We start from the raw sequence: 25,972 nt of genomic DNA, 5'->3' as shown, positions 1-25,972 counted from the left end.
CAGCCAGCCGTTCCGAATCCCGAACAACCGGTTATTCATCGTTTCGAAATGCTTTTGGCTCCCGTCCGTAGGGCGATGAGATGGTCTCCTCCCCCCCTTAAAAACGGCGTCACGATGCGCCAAGATGGAAGCACTTCACCATCCATCGAAGAAGGAGGAGGAGACCATGAGCAAGATTACGACGGTTGGACTGGATTTGGCAAAGCACGTGTTTCACGTGGTGTGCTGCGACGAGCGGGGCAAGGTGGTGCGCAAGCGGATGCTGAGGCGAGGGCAGGTGCTGGCGTATTTTGCGAACCTGGAGCCGGTCCTGGTGGGGATGGAAGCCTGCGCGAGCGCCCACTACTGGGCGCGGGAGCTGCAGGCACTGGGCCACGAGGTGAAGCTGATTCCGCCGCAGTACGTGAAGCCGTTTGTGCGGGGGAACAAGCACGATTACAACGACGCGCTGGCGATAGCCGAAGCGGTGGTGCGGCCGGAAATGCGGTTTGTGTCGGTGAAGACACCGGAGCAGCAGGACATCCAGGCGCTGCACCGTCTGCGCGAGCGCTGTCTTGCGGACCGCACGGCGCTGGTCAACCAGATACGGGGTCTGCTGGGGGAATACGGGATTGTTCTGCCCAAGGGGGTGAATACGCTGCGGCGTCGCCTGCCGGAGGTGCTGTCGGAGGCGGAGAATGGCCTGAGCGAGTGGTTTCGGCAGCTGTTGTGGGAGAGTTACCGGCGGTTTCAGGAGCTGGACGCGCACATTGCGTTTTACACCCGGGAACTGGAAGGCTACAGCCGCCGGAACGAGGCGGTGAAGCGGCTGCGGGCGATCCCGGGTTACGGGCCGGTGGTGGCGCCGGTTTTCTACAGCCAGATCGGCGACGGCCGGGCCTGGCGGCGGGGACGGGATGTGTCCGCATCCCTGGGTCTGGTGCCCCGCCAACACAGTAGCGGAGGGAAGGAACGGCTGCAGGGGATCAGCAAGCGGGGAGACGGCTATCTGCGCAGTCTGCTGGTGCATGGAGCGCGGTCGGTGGTGAAGGCGGCGGCGGGGAAGGATGACCGGCTCAGCCGCTGGATCAACCGGATCCGGGCGGAGCGCGGCTACAACAAGGCGGTGGTGGCGCTGGCCAACAAGATGGCCCGGATGGGGTGGGCGGTATTGAGGAACAAGACGGAATACCGGGCGGATTACCGCCCGGTCTGAAGGCGGGCAGGGCCCGCGAGGAACGATTTGGAGAGTTAGCCTGCCGACGATTGCGAAGACGCTGTGGCGAGCGATGACAAACAGGTCAGACCGGCGTATCGAAAACCTGCTTGAGCCGTAGGCTGGGACAAGCCGCTAGGGCGATTAGGACGATACGCGCAGATCTCATCGAGGCCAGAGGCGCAAAAAGCCTCACAAACAGGCCGGATATACGAGCGCAATCCTGTCCCTGTCGAAGTTTGGTACAACGTCTTGCAAAACGGGAGGAGACCATATACGGCTCAAGCGTCGCGGAGCCGCCATCTCGGGATGACACGATTTTTGCCGGCTCTGCTGCGCTTGAGCCGGCCCACATCGCCCCACACCGGCGCCGGTTGTATCAGTACAATTTCGAGACGTTTAATAGCGTCCATTGGTCCTGCATCGGGCAGTTTCAGTGATGGTGGTCATGCGCGCCCTCCTCGGCCAGGTTGGCCAGCTCCGTCTCTTCCAGGTAGTGCACGAAGGCGCGGCGCAGACGCTCGCCGAGCCCCCGTTCGAGTGCGTTGCCGATACCGGCCAGGCGCTGCTCGATCTGGGCGGCGGTGGCCTGCAGCAAATCGTAACGGATCCGCAAGCGGTCCCCTTCCACCCGGACCGCCTCCACCCCCATCATGGCGCCCAGCTCCGCCGCCACCCGCTGTGCCTGTTCCGGACTCAGCGGTCGGGCCAGGTGCAACACGCGCTCCTTGAGGAGGGTCTGGCCCTGCTGTGCCGGGGCCGGATGGCCCGGCCGGCCCACGTAGAGGTGGGGATTGGCGTCGAAACGCTCCCGGCACTGTTCGGAGCAGAAGGCGAAGTGCATGCCCAGGTATTCCCGGGCAAACTGTTCCGGCGTCACGTTCATGTGGCAAACCGGGCAGGTCATGTCATGGTCCATCGAATGTTCCTCCGTGCCGAAATCAGCCGCCTGCCGCCAGCATTTCATCACAGAAACACGAGGGCCGGCGGTAATGCCCCTCCCGATAGGCCTCGACCAGGCGTGTCATCAGCCGCTCCGGGTCTCCATCGAACAGCACCTTGGCACCGGTGCCTTTCTGCAGGGAATCGAGAAGATCCGGCAGCACTTCGGTGATGCCCCCGCTGCCTTCCAGCACCCCAATCAGTTTGCCTTCATCGTAGGCGATGGCAAACTCGCCGAGGGTGCCGGAACGGCCGCCCACGATCACCACCATGTCGCTGGAGCGAATGTTGGTCACTTCGCGCCCCATCAGGCCACTACCGGTATAGACCAACACATCGAAAACATCGGCCGGGGACTGGTACTTGTGCACGTGCTCGTCCAGACTCAGGGCGGGCGAGATACCGATGGACAAGCCACCATGGCGCTTGGCGCCCTGGGCGCACTCGTGAGGCAGGCCAGGACAGGCCCCCGTGATCAGCGCATAGCCTCGCGCGGCAATCGCCTCGCCCAGCGCCCTGGCCAGCAGACGCACGCTCGCAGGCTCGTCATCGCTGGCCGATCCCATCACGCCGACCGTCAGGTACATCGCCGACTGGCCATCGGCATACCGCTCGGGATGCTGCAGGAACCGATCGCGACAGGCCACCGAGCAGAAGAAATACGGATGCCCCTGCCAATCGTGCATCACGGCCGCATCACGCGGCTCCAGGGGCATGCCACAGACGGGATCGTAGACCATCTCCTGTACCTCCATCGCTTTACTCCAGGTCGGATCGCCCCGCCGTGGCCGGCACGAAGGCCGCCGGCTCGAATTCGGCCTCGCCACGCAGGGCGGGAATCCAGGGCTGCAAGAGCGTGAGCGCCTGCTGGCGGGCCGACGCCAGCACCGCGGGACCGCTGTCGGTCACCGGCCAGTCCAGGGGTGGCAGATCCGGTTCCAGGATCACGACCACCGCGCCACAGCCGCAGGGACAGTGCCGCAGGGTCAGGGACTGGTCGGAGAGGTACCAGGGCCGGCGCTGGTACAGCAGCAGGTTCAGCAGTTCGAGCATCGTCCACGGCCGGCGCATGGCCCGCGCCAGGGCCGCGGGGCCATCCTGTCGCTGGGCCACGTGATGAATGATCAGCACGTCCAGGTCGTACTGGCAGCAGATGGCGTCCGTCGGCGCCAGATCCAGCAGGGCGCCGTCGCAATACCATTCGCCGTCGATTTCCACCGGCTCGTAGAGCAGCGGTATGGCGGCGCTGGCCAGCATCGGCGGCAGCAGTTTCCCTTCGGAAAAGAACCGCTTGCGGCCGGTGGCCACGTGCACGGCCAGGGCGCGAAAGGGAATCCGGCACGCCTCGAAGGTGGTGGCCCGCAACTGGCGACGGGTGAATTCGCCTGCGGCCGCGGTGGAAGAAAGCCCCGTGCAGCCCCGGCCCTGCCGGGCAAGCAGCGACCACAGCAGCCGTGGCCACTGGGGACGCCAGAAGTCCCGCGGACGCACCGTGGCGAGGGCCTCGGCCCAACCCGCGGCGGTCTGGCCGCTGGCCACCACCCCGCCCACCACCGCGCCGGCGCTGCAGCCGGCCAGGGCATCCGGTGCGATGCCCAGGCCGTCGAGCGCCATCAGCAGGCCGGTATGGGCATACACGCCCCGGACCCCGCCAGAGCTGAGCACGATGCCGATCCGCCGCTGATCACTCATGGTCGATGCACCGCTTGCGTTTCCGCCGCGCTCAGCCTTCCAGTTCCCGCTTGCGCCGCTGGAACTCTTCCTCGTCGATTTCGCCGCGGGCATAGCGTTTCTTCAGAATCTCCAGCGGCGTCTCCGGCGGCGGCCGTGGGTCATCGTGGCCACCACTGCCGGCCGCCGCCTTGATGACCCAGACCACCAGCACCACGAACAGGATCCAGAACAGCCACATGATGCCTCCACCAAATCCCCACCACCCCTCATGACCACCCATCATGGCGTCTTCCTCACAGTTTCACCCGGCGCAGACGCAGGGCATTGGAAATGACCGAGACGGAGCTGAAACTCATGGCCGCCGCCGCGATGATGGGCGACAGCAGCAGGCCGAAGAAGGGATACAGCACCCCGGCTGCCACGGGCACGCCCAGCGAGTTGTAGATGAAGGCGAAGAACAGGTTCTGACGGATGTTGCGCATGGTGGCGCGACTGAGGCGCACGGCGCGCACGATGCCGCGCAAATCGCCCTTGACCAGGGTCACGCCGGCGCTTTCCATGGCCACGTCGGTGCCGGTGCCCATGGCGATGCCCACGTGCGCCTGGGCCAGCGCCGGGGCATCGTTGATTCCGTCTCCGGCCATGGCCACGATGCGACCCTCGGCCTGCAGGCGCTTGACCACTTCCGCCTTCTGATCCGGCAGCACCTCCGCCTCCACCCGATCGATCCCCAGCTTGCGGGCCACCGCCTCGGCGGTGATCCGGTTGTCGCCGGTGAGCATGACCACCATGATGCCCTCGGCATGCAGATCCCGGATCGCTTCGGGGGTGGTCGCCTTGATGGGATCGGCCACGCCGACGAGACCGGCCGCCTTGCCGTCGATGGCCACGAACATCACCGTCTGGCCATCGGTGCGCAGCGCATCGGCCTTCTCGGGCAGGCTGCCCACGTCGATGCCGAGGCTTTCCATCAGGCGCTGGTTGCCCAGGGCCACGACCTGCCCCTCCACCTCGCCGGTGACGCCCTTGCCCGTATGGGCCTGGAAGTCGTTCACCTTCACCAGGCTGACACCCCGTTCCTCGGCACCGCGCACGATGGCCTCTGCCAGCGGATGTTCACTGACCCGTTCCAGGCTGGCGGCGCGCTGCAGGAGGATCTGCGCGTCGAACGGCGCGGCGGGCTCGACGGTGACCAGGGTGGGCTTGCCCTCGGTGAGGGTCCCGGTCTTGTCCACCACCAGGGTATCGACCTTCTCCAGGATCTCCAGCGCCTCGGCGTTCTTGATCAGCACGCCCATGGTCGCCCCCTTGCCGGTCCCGACCATGATCGACATGGGCGTGGCCAGCCCCAGGGCGCAGGGGCAGGCGATGATCAGCACGGCCACCGCGTTGACCACCGCATGGGCCAGGCGCGGCTCCGGCCCCCACAGGCCCCAGACCACGAAGGCGATGATGGCCACCACCACCACCGCCGGCACGAACCAGGCCGAGACCTTGTCGGCCAGTTTCTGGATCGGCGCGCGCGAACGCTGGGCCTCGCTGACCATGCGCACGATCTGGGCCAGCAGCGTGTCGGCCCCCACCTTCTCGGCCCGCATCAGGAGCGTGCCGTTGCCGTTGACGGTGGCGCCGATCACCCGGTCACCGGCCGTCTTGGTCACCGGGATCGGCTCGCCGGTGATCATGGACTCGTCCACGTTGCTCTCGCCCTCGATCACGGTGCCGTCCACCGGAATCTTCTCGCCGGGGCGCACCCGCAGCACGTCGCCCGGCTGCACCTGTTCCAGCGGAATGTCTTCCTCGCGGCCGTCCTCGCGCACGATGCGCGCGGTGTTGGGCGCCAGCCCCAACAGGGCGCGGATGGCGGCATTGGTGCTGCTGCGGGCCCGCAGCTCCAGTACCTGCCCCAGCAGCACCAGGGCCGTGATCACCGCGGCGGCCTCGAAATAGACCGGCACCGTGCCATCCTCGTGGCGCATGGTGGGCGGAAAGAGGCCGGGGAACAGCAGGGCCGCCACGCTGTAGGCCCAGGCCACCGACACGCCCAGCCCGATGAGCGTGAACATGTTCAGGTTCCAGGTGCGCACCGACTGCCAGAACCGCACGTAGAAGGGCCAGCCGCCCCACAGGACGACCGGCGTGGCCAGCACGAACTCGATCCACTGTACCGCCTTCATGTTCAGCCCTTCCGGCAACCACTGGGGCGCCAGATCGGCAATCATGGCCAGGATGAACACCGGGGTGGCGAGGATCGTGCTGACCCAGAAGCGCCGGGTCATGTCGATGAGTTCCTCGTTGCGCTCTTCCACGGCCACCGTGCGCGGCTCCAGGGCCATGCCGCACTTGGGACAGGTGCCGGGATGATCCTGGACGATCTCCGGGTGCATGGGGCAGGTGTATTCCACCTTCGCCTGGGCCATGGGCTCGAATACCGGTTCCAGCGCCATGCCACACTTGGGGCAGGTGCCCGGTCCTGCCTGACGGATTTCCGGGTGCATGGGGCAGGTATAGATGGTGGCACCGATGTCGCAGGTGCCATCCTCGCAGGCCGGATCTTCTGCCGGTGCGGACGTCTCGCCATGCGCCTCGGCATGGGTCACGCCGTGGGCGGCATGGGCATGGCCTGCGGCGCTGCCCAGGTATTCGTCGGGATTTTGCGTGAACCGCTGCCAGCAACTCTCGCTGCAGAAGTACCACGTCTTGCCGGCATGTTCGGCCTGCCATGGCGAGTCGGCGGTGACGGTCATGCCACACACGGGATCGTGCAGTTCCGCCTCGCCCGCATACTGCTCGGGATGGGCCACGAACTTGTCGTGACAACTGTCTGAACAGAAATACCAGGTCTGCCCGGCATAGTCGGCCGTGGCGGCGGCCTTGTCCGGCGCGATTTTCATGCCACATACGGGATCGGTGACCATGGGCGTTCTCCTTCATCGGATTGGCGTCCGATCCGGACGGGGCTGTCCTCGCAAGCGAGGGACAGGCCGATCGGGACCGGAATGAAGCGGCCCCGGCACGACGGCATCCGTCATGCCGGAGACCGCCGGCGGTTACTTCTTCATCGACTCCTGTTGCTGTTTCATCATCATCTGCTGCTGGTTGAGCATCTGCTGCATCATGTCCTGCATCATCTGCATGCGTTTTTCCATCATGGCCTGACGCTGCTGCATCTGATCCGGGCTCATCTTGCCCTTGCCGTCCATCTGCCCCATGGGCATGGCATGCATGTGCTTCATCATCTCCTGCATCATCTGCATGTGTTTCTGCATCATCTGCATGCGTTCATGGGGGTTGGCCGTTTGCATGCCTTTCTGCGCCATGTGCTGCATTTCCTGCATGCGCGCCGCATCGGCATGCATCGCCCCACCGGCGCCCATACGCCCTCCCGGCGGCACGGCCTGCACGTTGACGGCCGCCATGACCAGTCCGGCCGTCAGGATTCCGCTAACGAATGATCTTTTCATGGTCTTTCCTCCTTGGTCTCGCTGTGGTTATACCGCACTGAATCGGAACGCAAACCGCCGTTCCGAATTCCCTGACAGACGTTTATCCAGGCACAAGGCCCTTGAAGCCGCCATTGGTGCGCTCACGCCTCGCCCAGCAGCGCCTTGCGCAAGGCCTCCGGGCTCGGCATGTCCCGGAACACGACCTTGCCATCCACCACCAGATTCGGGGAATGGCGAATCGCCAGCCTGCGGGCCAGTTCCGGGTCGTCTTCCACGAAGACGACCCGATAGTCGATGCCCAGCGCTTCCAGCTCCCGGGCCAGGTCCGGACAATGGACACAGTCGCGGGTGGCGACGATCATGACATCCATGCGACTCTCCCTCCGGCGGCCAGCGGCGCCTCGTCCTCCGCGTCATCGGCAGGCGGGACATTGCCTTCGGCGAAGGCCTCGATGAGATGGCAGACCGAGTCGCCGGTGGGCACGCCATCGGGCATCGCGTCCCACGCATCCAGGGCCCGTTCCATGCGTTCCTGCAGACGCACCAGGGACGTGATGCGCCGGCGGTTCTGTTCGATGTGCTGCTGCAGGATCTGCCGCACCCGTGGACAGGGCGACTCGCCGCGATCGGCATCGTCGAGAATCATGCGGATCTCCTTCAGCGTATAGCCCAGCTCCTTGGCATGAAGGATGAACCGCAAGCGGGCCTGTTCGGCCGCATCGAACAGGCGGTATTCGTTGTCGGGATGGCGTTTCTCGCGCAGCAGGCCCATCCGGCTGTAATAGCGAATCGTGTGCGGCGTGGTTCCACACGCGCGTGCCAAAGCAGTGACGGTCAACATGTTCGCACCTCCTCGTTCCCGTTCCAGGAACATTGTGAAACCTGTGAGCAGAACACAGGTCAAGCTTCATTCTGCCTGGGTGCCGAAGCGGTCTGCCCGGTACCCGGTCTTCACCACGACGCGCCAGTGGTCACTGCGCGATCGCGGCCCTGCGGGCCCGGCAGGGAGGGGCTTATCAACATCCTGTCAGGGGCAGATTGCCGGCGACGCTTTCACGGATCGGTCCGCGCGGCCGGACAACCGGCCCCCATTCCACCCCCCTGCCAGACCGGGGAAGCGGGGCTGTGGATCAAATTCGCAGGCGAAGCGTTTGCAGATAGAGCGTCCGCCGGTTCACGGGCGGGCCGTGCACGGCGGGACGCAGCGCAAGAAATGACGGCCGGATCGCCGGCTCGAGGGGGCGGGCCTCGCTGGCCACGGCCACCGGTTCGAGCGCCGGCTCCGGCGCAATGGCGAAGGCGAGAGGGAAATCCCGATCGGCCAGGACCACGGAACAGGGCGCGGTACCGGGATGGGCATGGAGATGGGCATGGCCGCCCGCGTCCCCGTGGACCAGCCGGTGGGGCGCGCCCCCGGCCGGATGGGCGATGGCGTTGTCGAGACAGCACAGGGAAAAGAGATTCAGCGAGGCGGCAAGCCACGCCAGCACCCACAAGGGCGCCATCCGGCCAGCCGTGCGTCGCAATCGTCTCATTTCACCTCCTGCTCGGGCACCATGGGGTGCGAGTGGATGGCCTGCCTCGGCGGTTCGAGACAAGCATAGTGTTCAGGCCACTCCCTGGCAAGGGAATCCTTGTCCCTGCCGAATGCAGGGAATTGGCCGGGATGCGGCGCATCCCGGCCGTTTCCCCGGCAGGCGGTCAGTTGCTTTCCTGCATGAACTTGATGATGTCACGGGTCTGCTGGCCGGTGAGGCCACCACGGACCCGCATGTGGAAGACCGTGGTCTTCCACTGGTCGTCCCGCAGTTCCTTGGGATCGCGCACGTTGTGACAGCGGGTGCAGTTCTCCGCCCAGGCCCGGGCGCCACGCACGAAATCGCCTTCCTTGCTCTTGTCGGCCTCGGCCGCCTGCGCGCCGAAGGCGACGCCCAGGGTCAGGGTCATGGCCAGCAGCAACCGGCCGGTTTTCTCGATGGACTTTTTCATGTTCGATTCCTCCTCAGAAGCCGTAGGCCAGTTGCATCAGAATCCGGTTGTCGGCCTCGAAGCCGTCGTTCGGATTGTCGTTGCTCTCGTAGTTGCACTTGGCGATGAAGTTGCTCTCAAAGACATAGTTCACGCCCCCGGCCATCTGCACCCGGTCTTGCTCTTCTCCGGGCGTGTCGTAGTCGCTGTAACGGGCCACGACCTCCCACTTGCTGGGATAGAAGCGATAGGCCACCTGGGCGTACCAGGCCGTCCAGTCGCCCTTGTCGGGCACGGCGCTGGCCGCCGCCTCGCCCACGCTCTGGCGGATATACTCGGCGCGCACGTCGAAGTTGCCGGGGTGCCAGGTCAGATCGGCGCCGACGACCGAATAGTCACGCTTGACGCGTTCAGTGTCAGACGGAACACCGGTTCCGATTCCATTACCAAATGTATCGATCTTCCCGGTCGCGCCCGAAAAACCCACCTCGAGCTTCTGGCTCGGAAACAGCAGGCCAATCCGACCGCCACCGACCCGGGTATCATCCCCGTTGCCGGCGAATCCGGGACTTTCGATCATTTCCCACTCACCATTTGTTCCATTACCCTCGGCGACAGGACCATTGCCCAGGAACACGGCATAGTTCAGGTTCATGCTGTCGAAGGCGAAACCGCCGCGCACCTGGAGACCGATGTCGGCGTTGGGCGCGGCCTGATCGTGGCCGAAGCCCACCGGCGCGGAGGCCATCTTGTTGATCCAGGAGGGGTGGAAGTTCTGGCGGAACTGGCCCAGCGGGCTCAGGAACTTGCCCGCCACCAGGGTGGCGTGGTCGTTCATGAACCAGTCGATGGTGAGGTATTCCAGCGCCACTTCGGTATCCCCGTCGGCGTTGGTGGCGAATTCCATTTCCGCCTCCAGCATCACCAGATCGTCGATCTGGTAGTGGAAGATGGGCGCAAAGCGGGCGTTCTGGAAGCCGCCGGGGCTGTTCTCGCTGTCGGCGTAGGTCACGTCGGCATAGCCGGCCATGTGGATCAGGGTACGGGGGGTCTTCCACTCGGCGGCCGAGGCCACCTCCTGCTTGAGCGATTCGACTTCGGCCTTGAGCTTGTCCAGCTCGGCATCGGCGCTGGCGGTCTGGGAAATCGCCAGCCCGACAGCGCAGGCCAGCACGGAAAATTTGCATTTCATGATGACATCCTCGGTATATGAATTGTGGATACGGTGATCCGGTCGTCCGCCGCCCCGAAAAGCGGGCGACGACGACTAGCCTTGCGATAACGATGGACTTTTCCCGCAGGCGAGTACGGGATCAGGCGAGGGTGTCTCGAGGCGGGCGGAAGAGGGAGCCCACCACCAGCGTTTCCGGTGAAGTCTGTGCGTGAGGGAAATCGGGTGCCATCAGAACCGGTTGGGTTCCGATTGGCAACGCGGAAAGGAAAGCAAAGCCGCCAACCGAACAGTGATACTGGCAGGCGAGTGACATGTAACCGCTGCAGCAGTCGTCCATCTGCGCGGCGGAACCGCTGGCGCCTGCCTGCGTTCCGCCATGGCCTTGCATGAGACAGTCGGCCATGGGTTCGCTCCCCGCGGACGGCATGGCCTGCGCCACCTGCATCTGCCACTGCAGCACGGTGAGCTGCAGGAGCACCAGCAGGATGTGCACGAGCATGCGTTTTGTGCGGAGTCGGGTCATGCGCCTGGAACCGGTGGTTCGTTGCGCGCCACTGTAGCGGAGAGACGCCCGGCCTGTCATTGATCTTAATCAAACACCGGGGTGATCCCGACCGGCCGGCCGCCAGGCGTGGCGCGGCTTCTGACCAATGGGGTGCCGCGCCCGCGATTTCAAGACCCGGTTTCCCTGTGGTTTGCAGGGACATCAGCAGGGGCGATGACTGCACTTCTGGCGGGTGCGCACGTGATAGAGGCTTTGCACCGGCATGACGGCCACCACACCATCGCCTTCCATGCCGGTATGGGCCGCCTCCATGAGCGCAGTCACGATCCGCTCGGCATCGGCCTCGGCGGCGAAGATGTCGAGCCGGATCTGTTCCACCATCCAGTCGTCCTTGTACAGATCCGCGTATTCGCCATAACCGCGGATATGGCTGACGGTCACGCCGGGCGCGCCCACCTCGCGCAGCTTCTCTTCCACCCGCTTCAATACCCCGGAGCGGATGATGGCAACGATATTGACGAATTCCATGACTGACCTCCTGTGCGTGTGCGTGATGCCCCGGCCGGCAAACCGGCGGGGATGGCAGGATCATCGCGGGCCGGCTCCGCCCTGCCCGTGCCGGCCTGCGGGATCGCGTAACGGGCAGATGCAGTGAATCATCAGCCCCGTTTCAGGCCCCACTGTTTCCACAGCAGGAACACGGCGGGGATCACGATCAGCGTCAGCACCGTGGCGCTGACCATGCCGCCCACCATGGGCGCGGCGATCCGGCGCATGACCTCCGAACCGGTGCCGCTGCCGAGCATGATGGGCAGCAAACCCGCGATGATGGCCGCCACCGTCATCATGATCGGGCGCACCCGCAGCAGGGCGCCGTTGATCACGGCCTCGCGCACGTCGTCGGCGTGCAGCACCCGGCCGGCCTTCTCCGCCTCGAAGGCCTTGTTGGCCAGCGCCTGGTTCAGGTACACCAGCATCACCACGCCGATCTCCACCGAGACCCCGGCCAGGGCGATGAAGCCCACGTCCACCGCCACCGACAGGTTGTAGTCCAGAAAATACAACAGCCAGATGCCGCCGGTGATGGCCAGCGGCAGGGTGCCCATGATGATCAGCACCTCGCTCATGCGCCGGAAGTTGAGGTACAGCAGGAGAATGATGATGGCCAGGGTCACCGGGACCACGGTGGTCAGTTTCTCCTTGGCCCGCACCATGTACTCGTACTGGCCGGACCAGGCGATGGAATAGCCGGGCGGCAGTTCCACGTTCTCCCTCACGGCCTGCTGGGCGCGCTCCACGTAGGAACCGAGATCGATCCCCGGTTCGATGTCCACGTAGCTCCAGCCGTTGAGGCGGGCGTTCTCGGTCTTGATCAGGCCCGGCCCGTCCTCGATGCGGATGTCCGCCACCTCCACGAGGGGAATGTTGGCGCCCGAAGGGGTGACGATGGGCAGGTTGCGCAGTTTCTCCACCGAGTCGCGCACGTCACGCGGGTAACGGATGTTGACGGGATAGCGTTCCAGCCCCTCGACGGTCTGGGTCACGTTCATGCCGCCCACGGCCGTGCGCACCACCTCGTGCACGTCGGCGATGTTGAGGCCCAGGCGGGAAGCGGCAAGGCGATCCACGTCGATGATCACGTAACGGCCGCCGGCCACCCGCTCCGAATAGACCGATGCGGTGCCCGGCACGTTCTTCAGCACCTCCTCGATGCGCTTGCCGATCTTCTGGATCTCGTCGAGGCTCGGCCCGGCCACCTTCACGCCCACCGGCGTCTTGATGCCGGTGGCCAGCATGTCGATGCGGTTCTTGATGGGCATCACCCAGGCGTTGGTCAGCCCCGGGAAACGCACCAGGGCATCCAGCTCGCGCTTGAGCTTGTCGACGGTCATGCCCTCGCGCCATTCGCTCTGGGGCTTGAGCTGGATGGTGGTCTCGACCATGGTCAGGGGCGCGGGATCGGTGGCCGTGTCGGCGCGGCCGATCTTGCCGAACACCCGGCGCACTTCCGGCACGGTGCGGATCAGCCGATCGGTCTGCTGCAGAATCTCCGCCGCCTTGCCGGCGGAGACGGCGGGGAAGGCGCTGGGCATGTACAGCAGATCCCCTTCGTAGAGATCCGGCATGAACTCGGAGCCGATCTTGTGGAACGGCCCGATGCCCATGATCGGAAAGATCATGGAGGCCGAAATCAGCACCGAGGCGATCAGCATCAGCCCCGGCTTGTGCAGCACGGCGTCAATCACCGGCCGGTAGCCGGCGATCAGGATGCGGTTGATGGGGTTCTTGTCCTCGGGCGTGATGTGGCCCCGGATGAAATACCCCATGAGCACCGGCACCAGGGTGATGGACAGGCCGGCGGCGGCCGCCATGGCGAAGGTCTTGGTAAACGCCAGCGGCGCGAACAGCTTGCCCTCCTGGGCCTCCAGGGTGAACACCGGCAGGAAGCTCAGGGTGATGATCAGCAGCGAGAAGAACAGGGGCGGGCCCACCTCGGTGGCCGCCTCGCGCATCACGATCCAGCGGTTCTCGTCGGTGATCTCGGTCTTCTCCATGTGCTTGTGCACGTTCTCGATCATCACGATGGCCGCATCCACCATGGCGCCGATGGCGATGGCGATCCCGCCCAGGGACATGATGTTGGCATTGATGCCCATGCGCTCCATGATGATAAAGGCCACCAGGATGCCCACCGGCAGGGAGAAGATGATCACCAGCGCCGAGCGCAAGTGGAAGAGGAACACCGCGCAGACCACGATGACCACGAGAAACTCCTCGATGAGCTTGCCCTTGAGGGTCTCCACGGCCCGGCCGATCAGGCCCGAGCGGTCATAGGTCTCCACGATTTCCACGCCGTCGGGGAGGCCCTTGCGCAATTCGTCCAGCTTGGCCTTGACGCCCTGGATGGTGGTCATGGCGTTCTCGCCGAAGCGCATCACGATCACGCCGCCGACCACCTCGCCTTCCCCGTCCAGCTCGGCAATGCCACGCCGGATCTGCGGCCCGAGACGCACCTGGGCCACGTCATTGAGCAGAATCGGCGTGCCCCGTTCGTTCACCCCCACCGGGATGCGGCGCAAATCCTCCAGCGAATCCACGTAACCCGTGGCCCGGATCATGTATTCCGCCTCGGCCAGCTCCAGTACCGAGCCGCCGGTTTCCTGGTTGCCCCGCTGGATGGCCTTCTTCACCTGGGCCAGGGTCAGGCCATAGGCGCGCATGCTGTCCGGGTCCAGCACCACCTGATACTGCTTGACCATGCCGCCGATGGTGGCCACTTCCGACACGCCGGGCACGGTCTGCAGCTCGTACTTGAGGAACCAGTCCTGCAGGGAACGCAACTGGGACAGATCGTGCTGCCCGGTGCGATCCACCAGGGCGTACTCGTACACCCAGCCCACGCCGGTGGCATCCGGCCCCAGTTCAGGTCGGGCGTCGGGCGGCAGCTTGCTGGCCACCTGGCTCAGGTATTCCAGCACCCGCGAGCGGGCCCAGTACGGATCGGTGCCGTCGGCGAAGATGACGTAGACATAGGAATCGCCGAAGAAGGAATAGCCCCGCACGGTGGTGGCCTTGGGCACCGAGAGCATGGCGGTGGTGAGCGGATAGGTCACCTGATCCTCCACCACCTGCGGCGCCTGGCCGGGGAAGCTGGTCTTGATGATGACCTGCACGTCGGACAGATCGGGGATGGCATCGAGCGGCGTATGCTTGATGGCATACGCCCCCCAGCCCACGAGGATCAGCGTCAGCAACAGCACCATGAAACGGTTGCGGACGGACCAGTCGATGATACCTGCAATCATGTTCGTCGCCTCCGTTAGCGCTGTGCGTGGATCGCGGTGATGACGTAGCGATCACCTTCTTTCTCCAGCGTAAACATGATGCGCTGTTCCGGCTTGAGCGAGGCGATGTCCACCCCTTCGGCCACCTTGAAGTCCATGGTCATGGCCGGCCATTCCAGCGCCGGAATGGGATCGTGGGCCAGGGTCAGCATGCCGTGGCTGGGCATCACCGCCTTGACCACGCCGGTGCCCTGCACCGGCGCGGCCACCTGGATGGCGGTGATCACGTAGCGTTCGCCTTCCTTGCGCAACTGGAACGTCACGTGATCGCCGGGCTTCAGGCCGGTGAGATCCACGCCCTCGGCCACGGTGAAGTCCATGGTCATGGCCGGCCAGCCCAGCGCCTCGATGGGCTCGTGGGCCAGGGTGAGCATGCCGTGTTCCGCCATCACCGCCTTCACCTCGCCGCGGCCCGCCACCGGCGCGGGTTTCTTCAGGGACGTGACCACATAGCCATCGCCCTGTTTCTCCAGCGTGAAGTCCACCTCGTCGCCGGGCAGGAAGCCCGCCAGGGAGACGTTCTCGGCGGCGATGAGATCGTGGCTCATGGCCTTCCAGTCGAGCTGCGGAATCGCCTCATGCGCGATCTTGATCATGCGGTGTTCGGGCATCAGCGAGACGATCCGGCCATGGGCTTCCACGGGACCGCTGGCCAGCGGCGTCATGCGCATGAGGGTGGCCTTGAGGCTGGCCTCCGAATCGATCAGGAACTGGGCCGAGGTCACCACCTTCTCGCCGGGTTCCAGCCCTTCGAGGATCTCCACCCAGTCGCCGCTCTCCATGCCGCTGCGCACCTTGCGCGCCTCGAAACGGCCCTCGCCCAGGGCGATGATCACCCGCTCCTCGCGGCCGGTACGGATCAGGGCTTCCAGCGGAATGGCCACCACGTCGTCCTTGGGCCCGCCGTAGATCTTCACGTTGGCGTACATGTTGGGCTTGAGTTCTTCCCCGGGGTTGTCGAACACCAGACGCACCTTGAGGGTGCGGGTCTTGGGATCGAGGCTGGGGTAGATGTAGCGCACCTTGCCTTCCCAGGTCCGGCCCGGCAGATAGGACAGGCGAATGTCCGCCGGATTGTCCAGGTGCACCCATTCCACCTGCCGCTCGAAGACTTCGGCATGCACCCAGATGGTGGACAGATCGGCCAGCGTCATGACCTGGTTGGCCGGCTTGACGTACATGCCTTCGCGCACCGGCAAGTGGGCCACGATGCCGTCCTGCGGCGCATAGATGGTCACCGTCTGGCGGATCCGGCGGCTGCGGCGCAACTCGCGGATCTGGTCGTCGGGGATGCCCAGCGCCTGCAGGCGTTCACGGGAGGCGCGGATCAGTTGCTTGTTGCCCACCCGCAGGGCCTGGACGTATTCCTCCTGGGCGTTGACCAGTTCGGGGGAATACAGATCCAGCAGCCGTTCCCCTTTCTTCACCCGATCGCCTTCGTATTTCACATACAGCTTCTCGATCCAGCCGTCGGTGCGCAGGTGGATGTGGGTCAGCTTGTCCTCGTCGAAGTCCACGTAACCCACCGTGTCGATCAGGCGCCACAGCCGGGTGCGTTGCGCCTCGGCGGTGCGCACGCCCAGGCTCTGGACGATCTCCGGCTTGATGCTGATGGCGTTGCCGGCCTCCTCCTCGTCGGCATAGACGGGGATGAGATCCATGCCCATGGGCGACTTGCCGGGCTTGTCACGGCGGTAATTGGGATCCATGGGCGCCACCCAGTAGAGGATCTTCCGTTCCCCGTCCTCGGCGGCCGGCACGGTGCCGGGCCACAGCCCCGTGACCAGCAGGCCGGCGAGAATCATGATGTGCATGCCTTTCATTGTTCTTCCTCCGTCAGCAGGTACAGCAACCGGGCCTGGGCGCGGGCGCGGTCGGTCCAGATGCGCAATTCGTCGAGGCGCACGTCCAGTTCGGTCAGGCGTGCGCGCATCAGGGTGGTGAATTCGGTCAGGCCACTCTGGTAGGCCTTCAGGGCGGCTTCGGCATTGGCCTGCGCCTCACCCACCAGGCGATCCTGGTAGAGGCGCTGGCGCTCTCCCAGGCGTTCCCAGTTGGCGTATTCCCGGTCCAGCATGGCCAGCAGGTTGCGCCGCATGTCGTCCTTGTCGAACCGGGCGGCGGCGGCCTTGCGCACGCTGGCGTTGAGGCGCTTGTCCTGGCGCTTGCCGGTGAACAGGGGCAGGTCGAAGGTGACCATGGCGGCCATCATGTCGGTGCGGTCGGTGCCGTTGGGGTTTTCGCCGAAGCGCTTGCGGTATTCGATGCCGAGATTCCAGCCGGGCTTGTACTGTTCGCGGGCGATCTGCACGCCCTGTTGCCAGCTCTCCACCTGGGCGGCCTTGAAGGCCAGCAGGGGATGGCGGTCCAGCGTGGCGGCAATGGCGTCCCGGCCAGGCAGCGCGGGCAGGCGGGGCGGTTCCGTGAGCAGGGGCTGCCAGGCCGCCTGGCCGATCCAGGTGGCCAGGTTGGCCCGCTCCACTTCCTCGCGGTTGCGGATCCGGGTTTCCCGGTCATCGAGCCGCGAGAGTTCCACCTGGGCGCGCAGCACGTCCTGCTGGGTCACGCGGCCGGCGGCGAACTGGTAGCGGGTCACGTCCACCAGTTGTTCGAACAGGCCACGGCTGGCCCGGATGATCTCCGCCGCCTTCACCTGGAAGAAGACCTCGAGATACTTTTCCCGTACTTCCCGCTGTACCCGGCGCCGTTCGGCCCTGGCCCGGGCGGTCTGCGCCGTGGCCAGCCATTCGGTCCGGCGCTGGCGGTATTCGAGGGTATCGCCGCGGGGAATGGCCTGCAGATAGCCGAAGCGCAACTGGGTCGTCGGCTCCTGGTTCACGTCGAAGGAATCCAGCGGCAGGTTGTACAGGCCGATGCGCATCTTGGGATCGGGGAGCTGGCCGTCGGCCACGGCGTCTTCACGCAGGGCCTCGGCACGGGCCTCGGTGGCCTCGATGACGGGATCAGCCTCGAGCGCCAGACGCTCGGCTTCGGCAAGGCTCAACGCCGCCTGGGCGGCCGCCGCCACGCTCCACAGCACGGCGGCGAACAGCGCCCGCATCGGCAGGCAGAAATTCGGTTTCATAGGGACACTCCATAGCCAGACGAAAGACCTGTGACGGATACGCCTGCCAGCGTACCGGACAGGAACCGGTGAGTCAGCTATGGAATGCGATGGGGGGGCGGATCAGGGGCGGTTCGGTTCGATGGGTAAAACCCTGCATCCGGTGTGCCACCGGGCTTGCGGCAGGCGGCGGCGCCGGCAGGTGGCCCACCAGCCCGGGCAGCATGCCGGTGCCGTGCGCCGCGCCACACAGGGCCATGTTGCACTGGTGATCCTCGCAGCCGCTGTTCTGGCAGGTCTCGCAACCGGGCGAGACGGCCGTGGCCCGGGAGGCCCGCTGGGTGGCAACGTGCATCTGCGGACACTCGCTCATCGCCACCTCGGCCACCTGCACCATGGCAAAACCCCGCAGCGGCGAAAGGCTCACCAGCAGCAGAAGCAGGTACAGCAACTTGTGAAGGCCGATACGGGGCATGTGCGGCGTCGTTTCTCGGGGTTTTCGGAATAGATGGGAATTATCGCACAAAGTTCCCTCTGTCTGGAGGATGTTTTCGACGCCGGTTTTATTCCCGGCGTTCCCCGTCGGCACGGCCCCGGGCCCAAATGGAAGTTCCAAACACCGGCCCATTTGGGCAAAAGCGCACGACTCCAACACCGCCCTCTGGGACAGAGGGCTCAGTGCACACAATGAAGCATGATCTGCCATTTGGAACTTTACCTTTAGCAGGCTGTTGAAAAATGGTGTTTTTCAACAGCCTGTTAGGCGTCGTCCTCGATCCCTTCGATGATGGGGCAGCCGGCTTCGCTGCCCCGGCAGAGATTGAGCAGCAGGGTCAGTTCGTTGCGCAGCAGGGTCAGCGCCTCCAGGCGGTGTTCCACTTCGGCCAGCTTGCGGGCCGTGAGCTCGCGCACCTCGTCCCGGGCATGCTGGGGATCGGCGCGCATCTTCAGCAGCATGCCGATCTCCTCGAGGCGGAAGTTCATCTTCTGGGCGCGCTGGATGAAACGCAGGCGGGAGAGATCCGCTTCGTCGTAGATCCGCACGCCGCTGGCGTTGCGGGCCACGGGCGGCAGCAGGCCGATCTTCTCGTAATAGCGCAGGGTGTCGGCCGACAGGCCGGTCAGCCGGGTCACCTCGCCGATACGGTAGCGTTTTTCCGCCATCACGGCCGCCAGTAGCGGTAACCGTCGAGCTGCAGCCGGATCACCTCGGGCGCGCCGGCCGGAACGAACTCCACCTCGATGGGGAACTGCGACTCTTCCAGGTTCCAGCCGCGCATGCTGATCCGGCAGGCGCGGAACTCCACCCCACGGTTGGCCAGTTTGGTCAGCAACTGGTTCGTCTGCGGATTGTCGGCCAGCAGGGCGTGGATGCCTTCCTCGTAGGCCACCACCACGAAGCGGACCCTGTCCTCGCCGATATCGTCAAGCACCTTGTCGATCTGCAGCATCACCCGGCGATGGCCGAAGTCGTCGGCCGGGCGCGTGAGCTGGACCACGAAGGGCACCGGCTCGGCGAAGGCCGGCAGGATCAGGGGCAGGAGCAACAGCAGCAGGCACGCGCGTTTCATGGACACCTCAGTATTCGATGATGAAGAAGTATTCGTTGAGCAGGTACAGCCCGGTGAGGATCAGGGTGATCCCCGCCACCACCTCCAGGGCCTTCTGGTGGCGCGAGAGCATGCGCAGGGATTCCAGCCAGCCCATGCTCCAGGCCCCCAGCATGACGGGAATGCTGCGCCCCAGGGCAAAGGCCAGCAGCAGGCCGAAGCCGAACCCCGCCGAGCCGATGGCCGCGCTGGCGGTGAGGGTCACCAGCAGCGCCGGGGTGCAGAAGGGGCACACGGCCACGGAGAAGGGAATGCCCAGGAGGAAAGCGCCCCACAGGCCGCTCACCCGACGCCCGCGCACGCCGAACCAGGGCAGGCGCAGGCGCAGCCAGCCCGGCCAGATCAGGCCCAGCAGGATCAGCAGCGGGCCGAGCAGCAGCGCCCACTGCCGGCCCATCACCGACTGCACCCATTCGCCGCCCAGGGCCGCGGCCACCCCGAGCACGACATGCGTGACGATCAGGCCAAGCACGAAGGCCGTCCCCATGGCCAGGGCCCGCTTCTCCTCGCCGGCCTTGGTCACGTAGGCCAGCATCACCGGAATCGAGGCGAAGGAGACCGGATTGAAGCTGAACACGAAACCGGCCAGAAAGGCCAGCCCGATGCCGGCCCAGCTCGCCTGCTGCAGGGCCGCCGCGAGGCGGGGAGGCGCGATATCGATGGCCGGCACGAGCAGGAACAGGGCCGTGCCCAGCAGCAGCGCCGCGGTCAGCCAGGGGGCCCCGCGCGCCGCGCGGGCCAGCAGTTCTTGGCCGTCGGCATGCAACCCACGCCAGGAGGCGACCACCATGGGCAGGGTGAACAGGGTGGCGAACAGCACGCCCGACAGGGCCGCGAAGGCCAGCGAATCGACCGTCACGGCCAGCCCGCCCACCACCAGCACCAGCGGCAGGGTGCAGGCCGGCAGGGTCAGGCCCAGGCGCACGCCGTCGGGCAGGCGCTCACCCTCGGGGATGAGGCGATGGAAGGCAAGGTGGGGAATGGGCAGATAGACGAAGCGCGAAATCACGTAGATCACCGCCATGGCCGCGAGGATCAGGCTGGGCAGCCACGGCCCCCAGGCCGGCGGGGCGGTGAGCGCGGTGGCCAGCACCAGCAGCCCCGCGAGCAGCAGGCTGCGGATCAGCCACACCATCAGCAGGCCCTGGCAGCAGGCGCGCGCGGGTGCGCGGTGGGCGCGCACCGCATACAGGGTATTGGTGGCGATGGTGCAGGGCTCGAAGAAGGCCAGCAGGCCCAGCAGCACCGACAGCGCCAGCAGCAGGGAAATCATGCGCCGGCCTCAAGGCGCGCGCGCAGCGCCGCCTCCAGCTTGCGCCGGCTCGGCAGGCCGGTGAACACCAGCTCCCCGTCGATGGCGATGGCCGGGGTGGACATGACCCCCAGGGTCACGGCGTGATCCATCTCTTCGAGGATGTCGACCTCGCGCCAGACGATCCGTCCGCCGCCAAGTTCCTCGGCCAGACGGCGCAACACCGCCTTGGCATGGCCGCACTTGCTGCAGCCGGGAGAGGCGAAAACTTCCACGTTGACGGGCATGCTGCGCAAACTCCTGCCGGCTTCGCCGGTCATCCAGGCTGAGGATGAGACACAGCATAGAGCCTGGAGCCGGCTCCAGGTCAAGCCCGGCGAGATTTTTTTCCGGCCCCCGGCGTCCGAGCCGTCCGCAGGCCGGATCAGGCGCAGCGGACCCGGCATGGAAGGCCGGAGTGCTTGCCGTCGGCTCCGCTTCGCTTGAGCCGACCTGCGAAAGGGGAAAGTCCGCCCACGCAAGGGGGAAACCCGCCCACGAATGGGAAGAGGCCGTAGGCCGGGTCAAGCGCAGCGGACCCGGCGGGAAAGGCCGCGGTGCTTGCCGTCGGCTCCGCTGCGCTTGAGCCGACCTGCGAAAGGGGAAAGCCCGCCCACGCAAGGGGGAAACCCGCCCACGAATGGGAAGAGGCCGTAGGCCGGGTCAAGCGCAGCGGACCCGGCGTGGAAGAGCCGCGCTGCTTGCCGTCGGCTCCGCTTCGCTTGAGCCGACCTACGAAAGGGAAACCGGCCCACGCAAGGGAAAGCCCGCCCACGAATGGGAAAAGGTCGTAGGCCGGGTCAAGCGCAGCGGACCCGGCGGTGGAAGAGCCGCGGTGCTTGCCGTCGGCTCCGCTGCGCTTGAGCCGACCTGCGAAAGCGAGGCGCTCAGCGCCGCGGCATTCCCGGCCCCATCCCGGCGCGGCCGGGAATGGCCGGCCGCGCGCCGGGCCAGGCCGCGCCACCGCGCAGGGGCGCCGGCGTCGGCCGGCCCAGGGGCAGGCGATCCGGGCGCAGGAGCCGCTGCATGCGCCAGCCCGCGGCCGTGTGCTGCAGTTCCAGGCGCAGGGGGCGCGCCAGGCCCGGGCCCAGGTTGCCGGCCGGCACGAAATCCAGGCCGTCGATGGCGAAGCGCTGCGCGCCCTGCGGCCGCACGAAGCCCTGGATCAGCAGCCGTTTCACCGGCACCCGGAACGGGGTCGGGGAGACGGCCTGTTGCTGCGAAACCACCAGCAGGCCGTCGCGCAGATGCCCGCGCAGGCGCAGCTCGCCGCCGGCCGGGGCGTCGGGCAGGCGCAGCCGCAGATTCCCGATCCGCCAGCCGCCCTTCCCGGCCTGCGGAGTGCCGACGACCAGGGCCGTCCCCGCCCGCGCCGGGGCAATGCGGGTGGCGTGAATCACGCCGTCGGGGGCGCGGAAACCGCTCACCGCCACCCACGCCCCGAGCGGGGGCCGCGTCTGCTGCGCGAGCCGCACGGGCTGGCCCAGCACCTCGAACCGCCCGCGGGCCGCCCGCGTCACCGGGCCGATGACCTCGTGGCGCACATGGGCCTCGGCGGCTTCCAGGCGGCCGGCGCGGAACTCGGCCCGCAGGGCCACCACTTCGCCCACGGCGAAGGCATGCCGTGCCACCGGCTCGCCATCCACCGTCAGGGACGTCTGCGCGCTCAGCTCCACCTCGGCGCCGTTGACGAAGATGCTGCCGAAACCGGTGATCTCGCCGACGATGCCCGTGCCGCCGAGCCCCGATTCGCTGGCCAGGATCCCGGTGCCGCCGATCCCGCTCTCGTCGCCGGTATCGATCTGCGCCGTGTGGCGCGGCGCCTGGACGCCACAGGCACCGAGCAGCAGGCCCAGCAGGCCGGCCAGCCAGAGGTTGCGTTGCCCTTTCATCGTTCTTCCTCCGCGGTTCGCGCCGCATCGTACCAGTACACCCCGAGGCGCATGCGCCTGTCGGCGTCGGGCGCGCCGGCATCGTGCTGCTGGCGGTGCAGCGCCTCGGCATTGAGTTTCTGCAACAGGGCCACGCCCTCGCGGCGGGCCAGTTCCCGCAGATGCGCCACCGAATGGGGGGTGAGCCCGCCGTAATAGACGCTGCGCTCGAGCATGGGCTCACCTTCGGCCAGCAGGTTGTGGGCGCAGGCGGCCAGATGATCGTGCACATTGCGGCCCATGAAGAAGGCCTGCTCGGCGAAATCCTGCGCCGGCACGAATGCCTGATGATTCAGGCACACCTCACCGGCCGCGTTGAGCGAAACCATGCCCAGGCGCTGCCATTCGTCGAGGATGGCCCGGGGCCGCACATCCTTGCTCACGCTGGCCACCAGGGTATCGAAGCCGGGGCCCCGCTCGTCGTCGTCGCGCGGCAGGCAGCGGGGTTGCCCGTCCGCATCCAGGTATTCGGACTGGCCCAGCCAGCGGCCGACGATGGCCCCGCCGAGGGTCGCCACCTTTTCGGCCTCGGCCGCGTCGTCGGTGCGGCGCAGGCGCTTGATGTCCTTGCGGTGCACGCCGGTCAATATATAGATCCGGCTGTCGCTCGGGCGCTTGCCCGCCACGGCGAAATCGGTCTCGGCCACGTCCACGTACACCCCCTTGAGCAGTTCCCGCAGCTGGGGATAGGTGATCCCCTTGCGGATCAGCAGGCGCACCAGCGGCCGGCACAGCCAGGCCACGGCCTGCAGCAGTGCGCCGGAGGTATCGCCGGTTTCGTTGATCTTCATCGTTCGTTCGCCCATGGAAGAAATTTCGGTCTTTTCGTCATTCTAGCTTGACGTGGGAAATTTTACCACATATCATCTCCTCAACGTGGGAACTTTTCCCACATTGACCAAAGACAAGTCCTACACCCAGAACAGGAGATATCCTCATGAAAAACCTGACCAAGCCCCTGATGTTCACCGTTTCCCTGGCCCTGCTGGGCAGCGCCACCGCCTTCGCCGACGAAGGGCGCATGACGCTGGATCACGACGCCCTGCGCGCCCAGGCCCAGGAGCGCCAGCAGACCGCCCGCCAGTTCGGGGAAGAAATGCAGACCCGGGCCCGCGAACACGGGCAGGAAATGGAAGCCGCCGGCCGCGAAATGGGCCAGACCATGCAGAACCGGGAGATGACCGCCGAGCAGCGCCAGGCCACGGCGCGGGAATTCGGCGAGCAGATGCAGACCCGGGCCCGCGACAACGGCCAGCAGATGCAGGCCGCCGGGCGCGGCATGGGTCAGACCATGCAGTCGCGTCCCGCCGGCGTGAATCGCGGTGGCATGAACCGTGGCGGGATGCAGCGCCCCGCCGGTTTCGGCGCCGGCCGCCCGGCCATCCGCCGCTGAGGACACAGGCACCCGAATGGGGGCGCATCGCGCCCCCATTCCCGGTATTCAACCCCTGACGAAGGAGCACCCAGACATGCAGTACCGTTCTCTTCTTGCCGCCGCGCTCGCGGGCCTGAGCCTCGCCGCGCAGGCCGAAGGCCAGCTCAGCGTCTCGGCCGGCTTCGACTACACCAGCGGCACCTACGGCAGCGACACCACCACCACCATCACCACCGTGCCGGTCACCTTCAACTACCTGAACGGGCCGTGGCGCGCCACCGTCACCGTGCCCTGGATTCAGGTCACCGGCGACGGCAGCGTGATCCCCGGCCCGGGCGGCCCCTTGAGCTTCACCTCGGGTGGCCGGTTCTTCGGCATGGGCAGCCGCAGCACCACCACCTATACCAGCTCGGGCCTGGGCGACGTGACGGCCGATCTGGGCTATGCCCTGTTCCCGCAAGACGGCTCGTTCTACGAATTCTCGGCCCGCGCCAAGTTCGGCACCGCCGATCCCGACAAGGGCCTCGGCACCGGCGAGAACGACTACGCCCTGCAGTTCGACGCCGTCATCGGCCAGGGCAAGGTTTCGCCCTATCTCACCGCCGGCTACTACGTCACCGGCGACACGCCCACCTACACCTACAACGACGTGCCCTACGGCAGCCTGGGCCTGATGTTCCGCCCCGGCGAAAAAGCCAGTCTCGGCATCGGTTACGATTTCCGCCAGGCCACGGTGGACGGCACCGACGATCTGCGCCAGATCAGCGCCTTCTACGGCTGGCAGGGGAAAGGCGGCTGGAACGGCAGCCTCTCGGCCCTCATGGGCCTGAGCGACACCGCGCCGGACGTGGGCTTCAACGTCACGCTGGGCAGGCGGTTCTGAAAGACCGCTTCGAACCTCCCGGGCCGGTTCCCCGCTGCGCCTGCGTCGGCCCGGGATGCGAACAGGCGGTTGAAAAACCCAGGGAAGCGCTTTTTCAACCGCCGGTCGAAGCGTGCCAGCGGCGTGGCCAGCGTACACTCCTGATCTTCCCATCTTGCCCTGCCAACTCAGGACGACGCGACTTGTTGTATGGTGACGAGGAAAGCAGGAGGAAGACCACCATGAACACGCCCCTGACCATCGGCCGCCTGGCGCGCGCCGCCGGCGTCAACGTGGAAACCGTGCGCTATTACCAGCGGGTCGGGCTGCTCGAGGAACCGCCCCGCCCTGCCGGCGGCTATCGCACCTATCCGCCCGACACCGTCGAGCGCATCCGCTTCATCAAGCGGGCCCAGAAACTCGGCTTTCGCCTGCAGGAGATCCGCGAACTGCTCGAACTGGGCGAAGCCAGTTGCCGCGACGTGCAGCAGCGGGCTCGACGCAAACGGGAACAGATCGACCGCCAGATCGCCGATCTGCAGGCCCTGCGGGAAACCCTGGATGCGCTGATCCGCACCTGCGAGGAACGGGGCGAGTCCCGCGCCTGCCCGATCGTGGAAAGCCTGCAGCGAAAAGACTGACCGTGACTCTTGAAACCCGGGTGGTCGGCATTACTTCAGGAGTACGGCCAACATTTCAACCCGAGGAGAACAACAACATGTCCATCGAAGTCAACGGCAAGGTCATCGAAACCGACGAAGAAGGCTTTCTGCTCAATCCCGAAGACTGGGACGAAGAAGTGGCAAAAGCCATCGCCGAGAAGGAAGGCATCGAACTGACCGACGTCCACTGGGGGCTCATCCGCTACTTCCGCGACTATTACGAGGAACACGTGGGCAAGCACCCGAGCATGGCCATCCTGCTGCGCACCCTCGGCAAGGTGCACGGCGACAGCTACGAGGACGAGAAGGCCTACGAGAAATTCCTCTACTCCCTGTTCCCGAAAAACCCGATCGCCGAAATCTGCAAGCTGGCGGGGATACCGAAGGCGGCCGTGCTGGCCGAGGAGGAAAACTGACCCGCCGCAACG

The 25,972-nt window shown here is 66.1% G+C and carries 28 protein-coding genes; 5 read left to right on the top strand and 23 right to left on the bottom strand.

The genetic code is table 11. The features are described from left to right. The first annotated feature begins 166 nt into the window (after positions 1-166). On the top strand, positions 167-1,195 hold the full coding sequence (locus tag ACZ5BH_RS09120) for an IS110 family RNA-guided transposase (protein WP_464891200.1): 1,029 nt from the start codon (positions 167-169) through the stop codon (positions 1,193-1,195). A gap of 433 nt (positions 1,196-1,628) precedes the next feature. Here the strand turns inward: ACZ5BH_RS09120 and ACZ5BH_RS09115 are convergent, their stop codons facing one another. The 23 genes from ACZ5BH_RS09115 to ACZ5BH_RS09005 all read right to left on the bottom strand — a co-directional run bounded on the left by ACZ5BH_RS09115 (position 1,629) and on the right by ACZ5BH_RS09005 (position 23,451). Beyond that, positions 1,629-2,114: a YHS domain-containing protein gene (locus ACZ5BH_RS09115; RefSeq protein ID WP_464888943.1), complete on the bottom strand. Its 486-nt coding sequence runs from the start codon at positions 2,112-2,114 to the stop codon at positions 1,629-1,631. 22 nt (positions 2,115-2,136) lie between these two features. Then, on the bottom strand, positions 2,137-2,877 hold the full coding sequence (locus tag ACZ5BH_RS09110) for an SLOG cluster 4 domain-containing protein (protein WP_464888942.1): 741 nt from the start codon (positions 2,875-2,877) through the stop codon (positions 2,137-2,139). A 19-nt stretch (positions 2,878-2,896) separates the two neighbouring features. Further along, positions 2,897-3,829: a patatin-like phospholipase family protein gene (locus ACZ5BH_RS09105; RefSeq protein WP_464888941.1), complete on the bottom strand. Its 933-nt coding sequence runs from the start codon at positions 3,827-3,829 to the stop codon at positions 2,897-2,899. A gap of 31 nt (positions 3,830-3,860) precedes the next feature. Further along, positions 3,861-4,094 (bottom strand): SHOCT domain-containing protein, encoded by a 234-nt coding sequence (locus tag ACZ5BH_RS09100; protein WP_464888940.1) that lies wholly within the window; start codon positions 4,092-4,094, stop codon positions 3,861-3,863. Between the two features lie 10 nt (positions 4,095-4,104). After that, on the bottom strand, positions 4,105-6,729 hold the full coding sequence (locus ACZ5BH_RS09095) for a heavy metal translocating P-type ATPase (protein WP_464888939.1): 2,625 nt from the start codon (positions 6,727-6,729) through the stop codon (positions 4,105-4,107). Positions 6,730-6,861: 132 nt separating this feature from the next. Next, on the bottom strand, positions 6,862-7,275 hold the full coding sequence (locus ACZ5BH_RS09090) for a hypothetical protein (RefSeq protein WP_464888938.1): 414 nt from the start codon (positions 7,273-7,275) through the stop codon (positions 6,862-6,864). 122 nt (positions 7,276-7,397) lie between these two features. Beyond that, positions 7,398-7,628: a glutaredoxin family protein gene (locus tag ACZ5BH_RS09085; RefSeq protein ID WP_464888937.1), complete on the bottom strand. Its 231-nt coding sequence runs from the start codon at positions 7,626-7,628 to the stop codon at positions 7,398-7,400. Further along, positions 7,616-8,098 carry a MerR family transcriptional regulator gene (locus ACZ5BH_RS09080; RefSeq protein WP_464888936.1) on the bottom strand — a complete coding sequence of 161 codons (483 nt, stop codon included), beginning with the start codon at positions 8,096-8,098 and terminating at the stop codon, positions 7,616-7,618. The genes ACZ5BH_RS09085 and ACZ5BH_RS09080 overlap by 13 nt, the downstream gene beginning before the upstream one ends. A gap of 289 nt (positions 8,099-8,387) precedes the next feature. Continuing rightward, positions 8,388-8,792 (bottom strand): hypothetical protein, encoded by a 405-nt coding sequence (locus ACZ5BH_RS09075; protein ID WP_464888935.1) that lies wholly within the window; start codon positions 8,790-8,792, stop codon positions 8,388-8,390. A 166-nt stretch (positions 8,793-8,958) separates the two neighbouring features. After that, on the bottom strand, positions 8,959-9,246 hold the full coding sequence (locus ACZ5BH_RS09070) for a c-type cytochrome (RefSeq protein ID WP_464888934.1): 288 nt from the start codon (positions 9,244-9,246) through the stop codon (positions 8,959-8,961). 13 nt (positions 9,247-9,259) lie between these two features. Further along, entirely contained in the window at positions 9,260-10,417 is a 1,158-nt protein-coding gene (locus ACZ5BH_RS09065; RefSeq protein ID WP_464888933.1) for a porin, read from the bottom strand. Positions 10,418-10,538: 121 nt separating this feature from the next. Next, positions 10,539-10,922 (bottom strand): hypothetical protein, encoded by a 384-nt coding sequence (locus tag ACZ5BH_RS09060; protein WP_464888932.1) that lies wholly within the window; start codon positions 10,920-10,922, stop codon positions 10,539-10,541. A gap of 183 nt (positions 10,923-11,105) precedes the next feature. Continuing rightward, a complete protein-coding gene (locus ACZ5BH_RS09055) occupies positions 11,106-11,432 on the bottom strand; it encodes a P-II family nitrogen regulator (RefSeq protein ID WP_464888931.1) in 327 nt (108 codons plus the stop codon). A gap of 131 nt (positions 11,433-11,563) precedes the next feature. Further along, positions 11,564-14,710, bottom strand: coding sequence for an efflux RND transporter permease subunit (locus ACZ5BH_RS09050; RefSeq protein ID WP_464888930.1), 3,147 nt, complete (start codon positions 14,708-14,710; stop codon positions 11,564-11,566). Positions 14,711-14,724: 14 nt separating this feature from the next. After that, the gene (locus ACZ5BH_RS09045; protein WP_464888929.1) at positions 14,725-16,572 is read right to left on the bottom strand and encodes an efflux RND transporter periplasmic adaptor subunit; all 1,848 of its coding nucleotides are present in this window, start codon (positions 16,570-16,572) and stop codon (positions 14,725-14,727) included. Next, entirely contained in the window at positions 16,569-17,834 is a 1,266-nt protein-coding gene (locus ACZ5BH_RS09040; RefSeq protein WP_464888928.1) for a TolC family protein, read from the bottom strand. Before ACZ5BH_RS09040 ends, ACZ5BH_RS09045 begins: the two co-directional genes overlap by 4 nt. 73 nt (positions 17,835-17,907) lie before the next feature. After that, entirely contained in the window at positions 17,908-18,288 is a 381-nt protein-coding gene (locus ACZ5BH_RS09035; protein ID WP_464888927.1) for a hypothetical protein, read from the bottom strand. A gap of 284 nt (positions 18,289-18,572) precedes the next feature. Then, complete coding sequence (locus ACZ5BH_RS09030) at positions 18,573-18,977, bottom strand: heavy metal-responsive transcriptional regulator (protein ID WP_464888926.1); 405 nt, start codon at positions 18,975-18,977, stop codon at positions 18,573-18,575. After that, complete coding sequence (locus ACZ5BH_RS09025; protein ID WP_464888925.1) at positions 18,977-19,384, bottom strand: DsrE family protein; 408 nt, start codon at positions 19,382-19,384, stop codon at positions 18,977-18,979. The genes ACZ5BH_RS09030 and ACZ5BH_RS09025 overlap by 1 nt, the downstream gene beginning before the upstream one ends. Positions 19,385-19,391: 7 nt before the next feature. Beyond that, positions 19,392-20,696: a cytochrome c biogenesis CcdA family protein gene (locus tag ACZ5BH_RS09020; protein ID WP_464888924.1), complete on the bottom strand. Its 1,305-nt coding sequence runs from the start codon at positions 20,694-20,696 to the stop codon at positions 19,392-19,394. Continuing rightward, the gene (locus tag ACZ5BH_RS09015; protein ID WP_464888923.1) at positions 20,693-20,962 is read right to left on the bottom strand and encodes a thioredoxin family protein; all 270 of its coding nucleotides are present in this window, start codon (positions 20,960-20,962) and stop codon (positions 20,693-20,695) included. Before ACZ5BH_RS09015 ends, ACZ5BH_RS09020 begins: the two co-directional genes overlap by 4 nt. Before the next feature lie 639 nt (positions 20,963-21,601). Then, the gene (locus ACZ5BH_RS09010) at positions 21,602-22,606 is read right to left on the bottom strand and encodes a DUF5666 domain-containing protein (protein ID WP_464888922.1); all 1,005 of its coding nucleotides are present in this window, start codon (positions 22,604-22,606) and stop codon (positions 21,602-21,604) included. Further along, on the bottom strand, positions 22,603-23,451 hold the full coding sequence (locus tag ACZ5BH_RS09005; protein ID WP_464888921.1) for a DUF6502 family protein: 849 nt from the start codon (positions 23,449-23,451) through the stop codon (positions 22,603-22,605). Before ACZ5BH_RS09005 ends, ACZ5BH_RS09010 begins: the two co-directional genes overlap by 4 nt. Positions 23,452-23,582: 131 nt before the next feature. Between ACZ5BH_RS09005 and ACZ5BH_RS09000 the strand changes: the two genes are divergently transcribed. The 4 genes from ACZ5BH_RS09000 (at position 23,583) to ACZ5BH_RS08985 (ending at position 25,960) form a co-directional block, all read left to right on the top strand. After that, positions 23,583-24,038, top strand: a complete 456-nt coding sequence (locus tag ACZ5BH_RS09000) for an OmpH/Skp family outer membrane protein (RefSeq protein WP_464888920.1) — start codon at positions 23,583-23,585, stop codon at positions 24,036-24,038. A gap of 76 nt (positions 24,039-24,114) precedes the next feature. Beyond that, positions 24,115-24,903, top strand: coding sequence for a hypothetical protein (locus ACZ5BH_RS08995; protein WP_464888919.1), 789 nt, complete (start codon positions 24,115-24,117; stop codon positions 24,901-24,903). A gap of 221 nt (positions 24,904-25,124) precedes the next feature. Next, positions 25,125-25,523: an Hg(II)-responsive transcriptional regulator gene (gene merR / locus ACZ5BH_RS08990; protein WP_464888918.1), complete on the top strand. Its 399-nt coding sequence runs from the start codon at positions 25,125-25,127 to the stop codon at positions 25,521-25,523. Between the two features lie 77 nt (positions 25,524-25,600). Beyond that, on the top strand, positions 25,601-25,960 hold the full coding sequence (locus ACZ5BH_RS08985; RefSeq protein ID WP_464888917.1) for a TusE/DsrC/DsvC family sulfur relay protein: 360 nt from the start codon (positions 25,601-25,603) through the stop codon (positions 25,958-25,960). Positions 25,961-25,972: the final 12 nt, after the last annotated feature.

The sequence above is a fragment of the Thioprofundum lithotrophicum genome, assembly GCF_055387065.1.
This window is presented reverse-complemented; position numbering and strand designations above follow the sequence as displayed.

What these genes read in the sequence shown, in the direction of transcription:
- ACZ5BH_RS09015 (WP_464888923.1), bottom strand. Translation starts at nt 20,962, where the DNA reads ATGCCCGTCAACGTGGAAGTTTTCGCCTCTCCCGGCTGCAGCAAGTGC.
- ACZ5BH_RS09090 (WP_464888938.1), bottom strand. Translation starts at nt 7,275, where the DNA reads ATGAAAAGATCATTCGTTAGCGGAATCCTGACGGCCGGACTGGTCATG.
- ACZ5BH_RS09115 (WP_464888943.1), bottom strand. Translation starts at nt 2,114, where the DNA reads ATGGACCATGACATGACCTGCCCGGTTTGCCACATGAACGTGACGCCG.
- ACZ5BH_RS09100 (WP_464888940.1), bottom strand. Translation starts at nt 4,094, where the DNA reads ATGATGGGTGGTCATGAGGGGTGGTGGGGATTTGGTGGAGGCATCATG.
- ACZ5BH_RS09120 (WP_464891200.1), top strand. Translation starts at nt 167, where the DNA reads ATGAGCAAGATTACGACGGTTGGACTGGATTTGGCAAAGCACGTGTTT.
- ACZ5BH_RS09005 (WP_464888921.1), bottom strand. Translation starts at nt 23,451, where the DNA reads ATGGGCGAACGAACGATGAAGATCAACGAAACCGGCGATACCTCCGGC.
- ACZ5BH_RS09110 (WP_464888942.1), bottom strand. Translation starts at nt 2,877, where the DNA reads ATGGTCTACGATCCCGTCTGTGGCATGCCCCTGGAGCCGCGTGATGCG.
- ACZ5BH_RS09065 (WP_464888933.1), bottom strand. Translation starts at nt 10,417, where the DNA reads ATGAAATGCAAATTTTCCGTGCTGGCCTGCGCTGTCGGGCTGGCGATT.
- ACZ5BH_RS09030 (WP_464888926.1), bottom strand. Translation starts at nt 18,977, where the DNA reads ATGGCGGAAAAACGCTACCGTATCGGCGAGGTGACCCGGCTGACCGGC.
- ACZ5BH_RS09075 (WP_464888935.1), bottom strand. Translation starts at nt 8,792, where the DNA reads ATGAGACGATTGCGACGCACGGCTGGCCGGATGGCGCCCTTGTGGGTG.
- ACZ5BH_RS08995 (WP_464888919.1), top strand. Translation starts at nt 24,115, where the DNA reads ATGCAGTACCGTTCTCTTCTTGCCGCCGCGCTCGCGGGCCTGAGCCTC.
- ACZ5BH_RS09040 (WP_464888928.1), bottom strand. Translation starts at nt 17,834, where the DNA reads ATGAAACCGAATTTCTGCCTGCCGATGCGGGCGCTGTTCGCCGCCGTG.
- ACZ5BH_RS09085 (WP_464888937.1), bottom strand. Translation starts at nt 7,628, where the DNA reads ATGGATGTCATGATCGTCGCCACCCGCGACTGTGTCCATTGTCCGGAC.
- ACZ5BH_RS09000 (WP_464888920.1), top strand. Translation starts at nt 23,583, where the DNA reads ATGAAAAACCTGACCAAGCCCCTGATGTTCACCGTTTCCCTGGCCCTG.
- ACZ5BH_RS09050 (WP_464888930.1), bottom strand. Translation starts at nt 14,710, where the DNA reads ATGATTGCAGGTATCATCGACTGGTCCGTCCGCAACCGTTTCATGGTG.
- ACZ5BH_RS09080 (WP_464888936.1), bottom strand. Translation starts at nt 8,098, where the DNA reads ATGTTGACCGTCACTGCTTTGGCACGCGCGTGTGGAACCACGCCGCAC.
- ACZ5BH_RS09060 (WP_464888932.1), bottom strand. Translation starts at nt 10,922, where the DNA reads ATGACCCGACTCCGCACAAAACGCATGCTCGTGCACATCCTGCTGGTG.
- ACZ5BH_RS09095 (WP_464888939.1), bottom strand. Translation starts at nt 6,729, where the DNA reads ATGGTCACCGATCCCGTATGTGGCATGAAAATCGCGCCGGACAAGGCC.
- ACZ5BH_RS09105 (WP_464888941.1), bottom strand. Translation starts at nt 3,829, where the DNA reads ATGAGTGATCAGCGGCGGATCGGCATCGTGCTCAGCTCTGGCGGGGTC.
- ACZ5BH_RS09010 (WP_464888922.1), bottom strand. Translation starts at nt 22,606, where the DNA reads ATGAAAGGGCAACGCAACCTCTGGCTGGCCGGCCTGCTGGGCCTGCTG.
- ACZ5BH_RS09070 (WP_464888934.1), bottom strand. Translation starts at nt 9,246, where the DNA reads ATGAAAAAGTCCATCGAGAAAACCGGCCGGTTGCTGCTGGCCATGACC.
- ACZ5BH_RS09055 (WP_464888931.1), bottom strand. Translation starts at nt 11,432, where the DNA reads ATGGAATTCGTCAATATCGTTGCCATCATCCGCTCCGGGGTATTGAAG.
- ACZ5BH_RS09020 (WP_464888924.1), bottom strand. Translation starts at nt 20,696, where the DNA reads ATGATTTCCCTGCTGCTGGCGCTGTCGGTGCTGCTGGGCCTGCTGGCC.
- ACZ5BH_RS09025 (WP_464888925.1), bottom strand. Translation starts at nt 19,384, where the DNA reads ATGAAACGCGCGTGCCTGCTGCTGTTGCTCCTGCCCCTGATCCTGCCG.
- merR (WP_464888918.1), top strand. Translation starts at nt 25,125, where the DNA reads ATGAACACGCCCCTGACCATCGGCCGCCTGGCGCGCGCCGCCGGCGTC.
- ACZ5BH_RS09045 (WP_464888929.1), bottom strand. Translation starts at nt 16,572, where the DNA reads ATGAAAGGCATGCACATCATGATTCTCGCCGGCCTGCTGGTCACGGGG.
- ACZ5BH_RS08985 (WP_464888917.1), top strand. Translation starts at nt 25,601, where the DNA reads ATGTCCATCGAAGTCAACGGCAAGGTCATCGAAACCGACGAAGAAGGC.
- ACZ5BH_RS09035 (WP_464888927.1), bottom strand. Translation starts at nt 18,288, where the DNA reads ATGCCCCGTATCGGCCTTCACAAGTTGCTGTACCTGCTTCTGCTGCTG.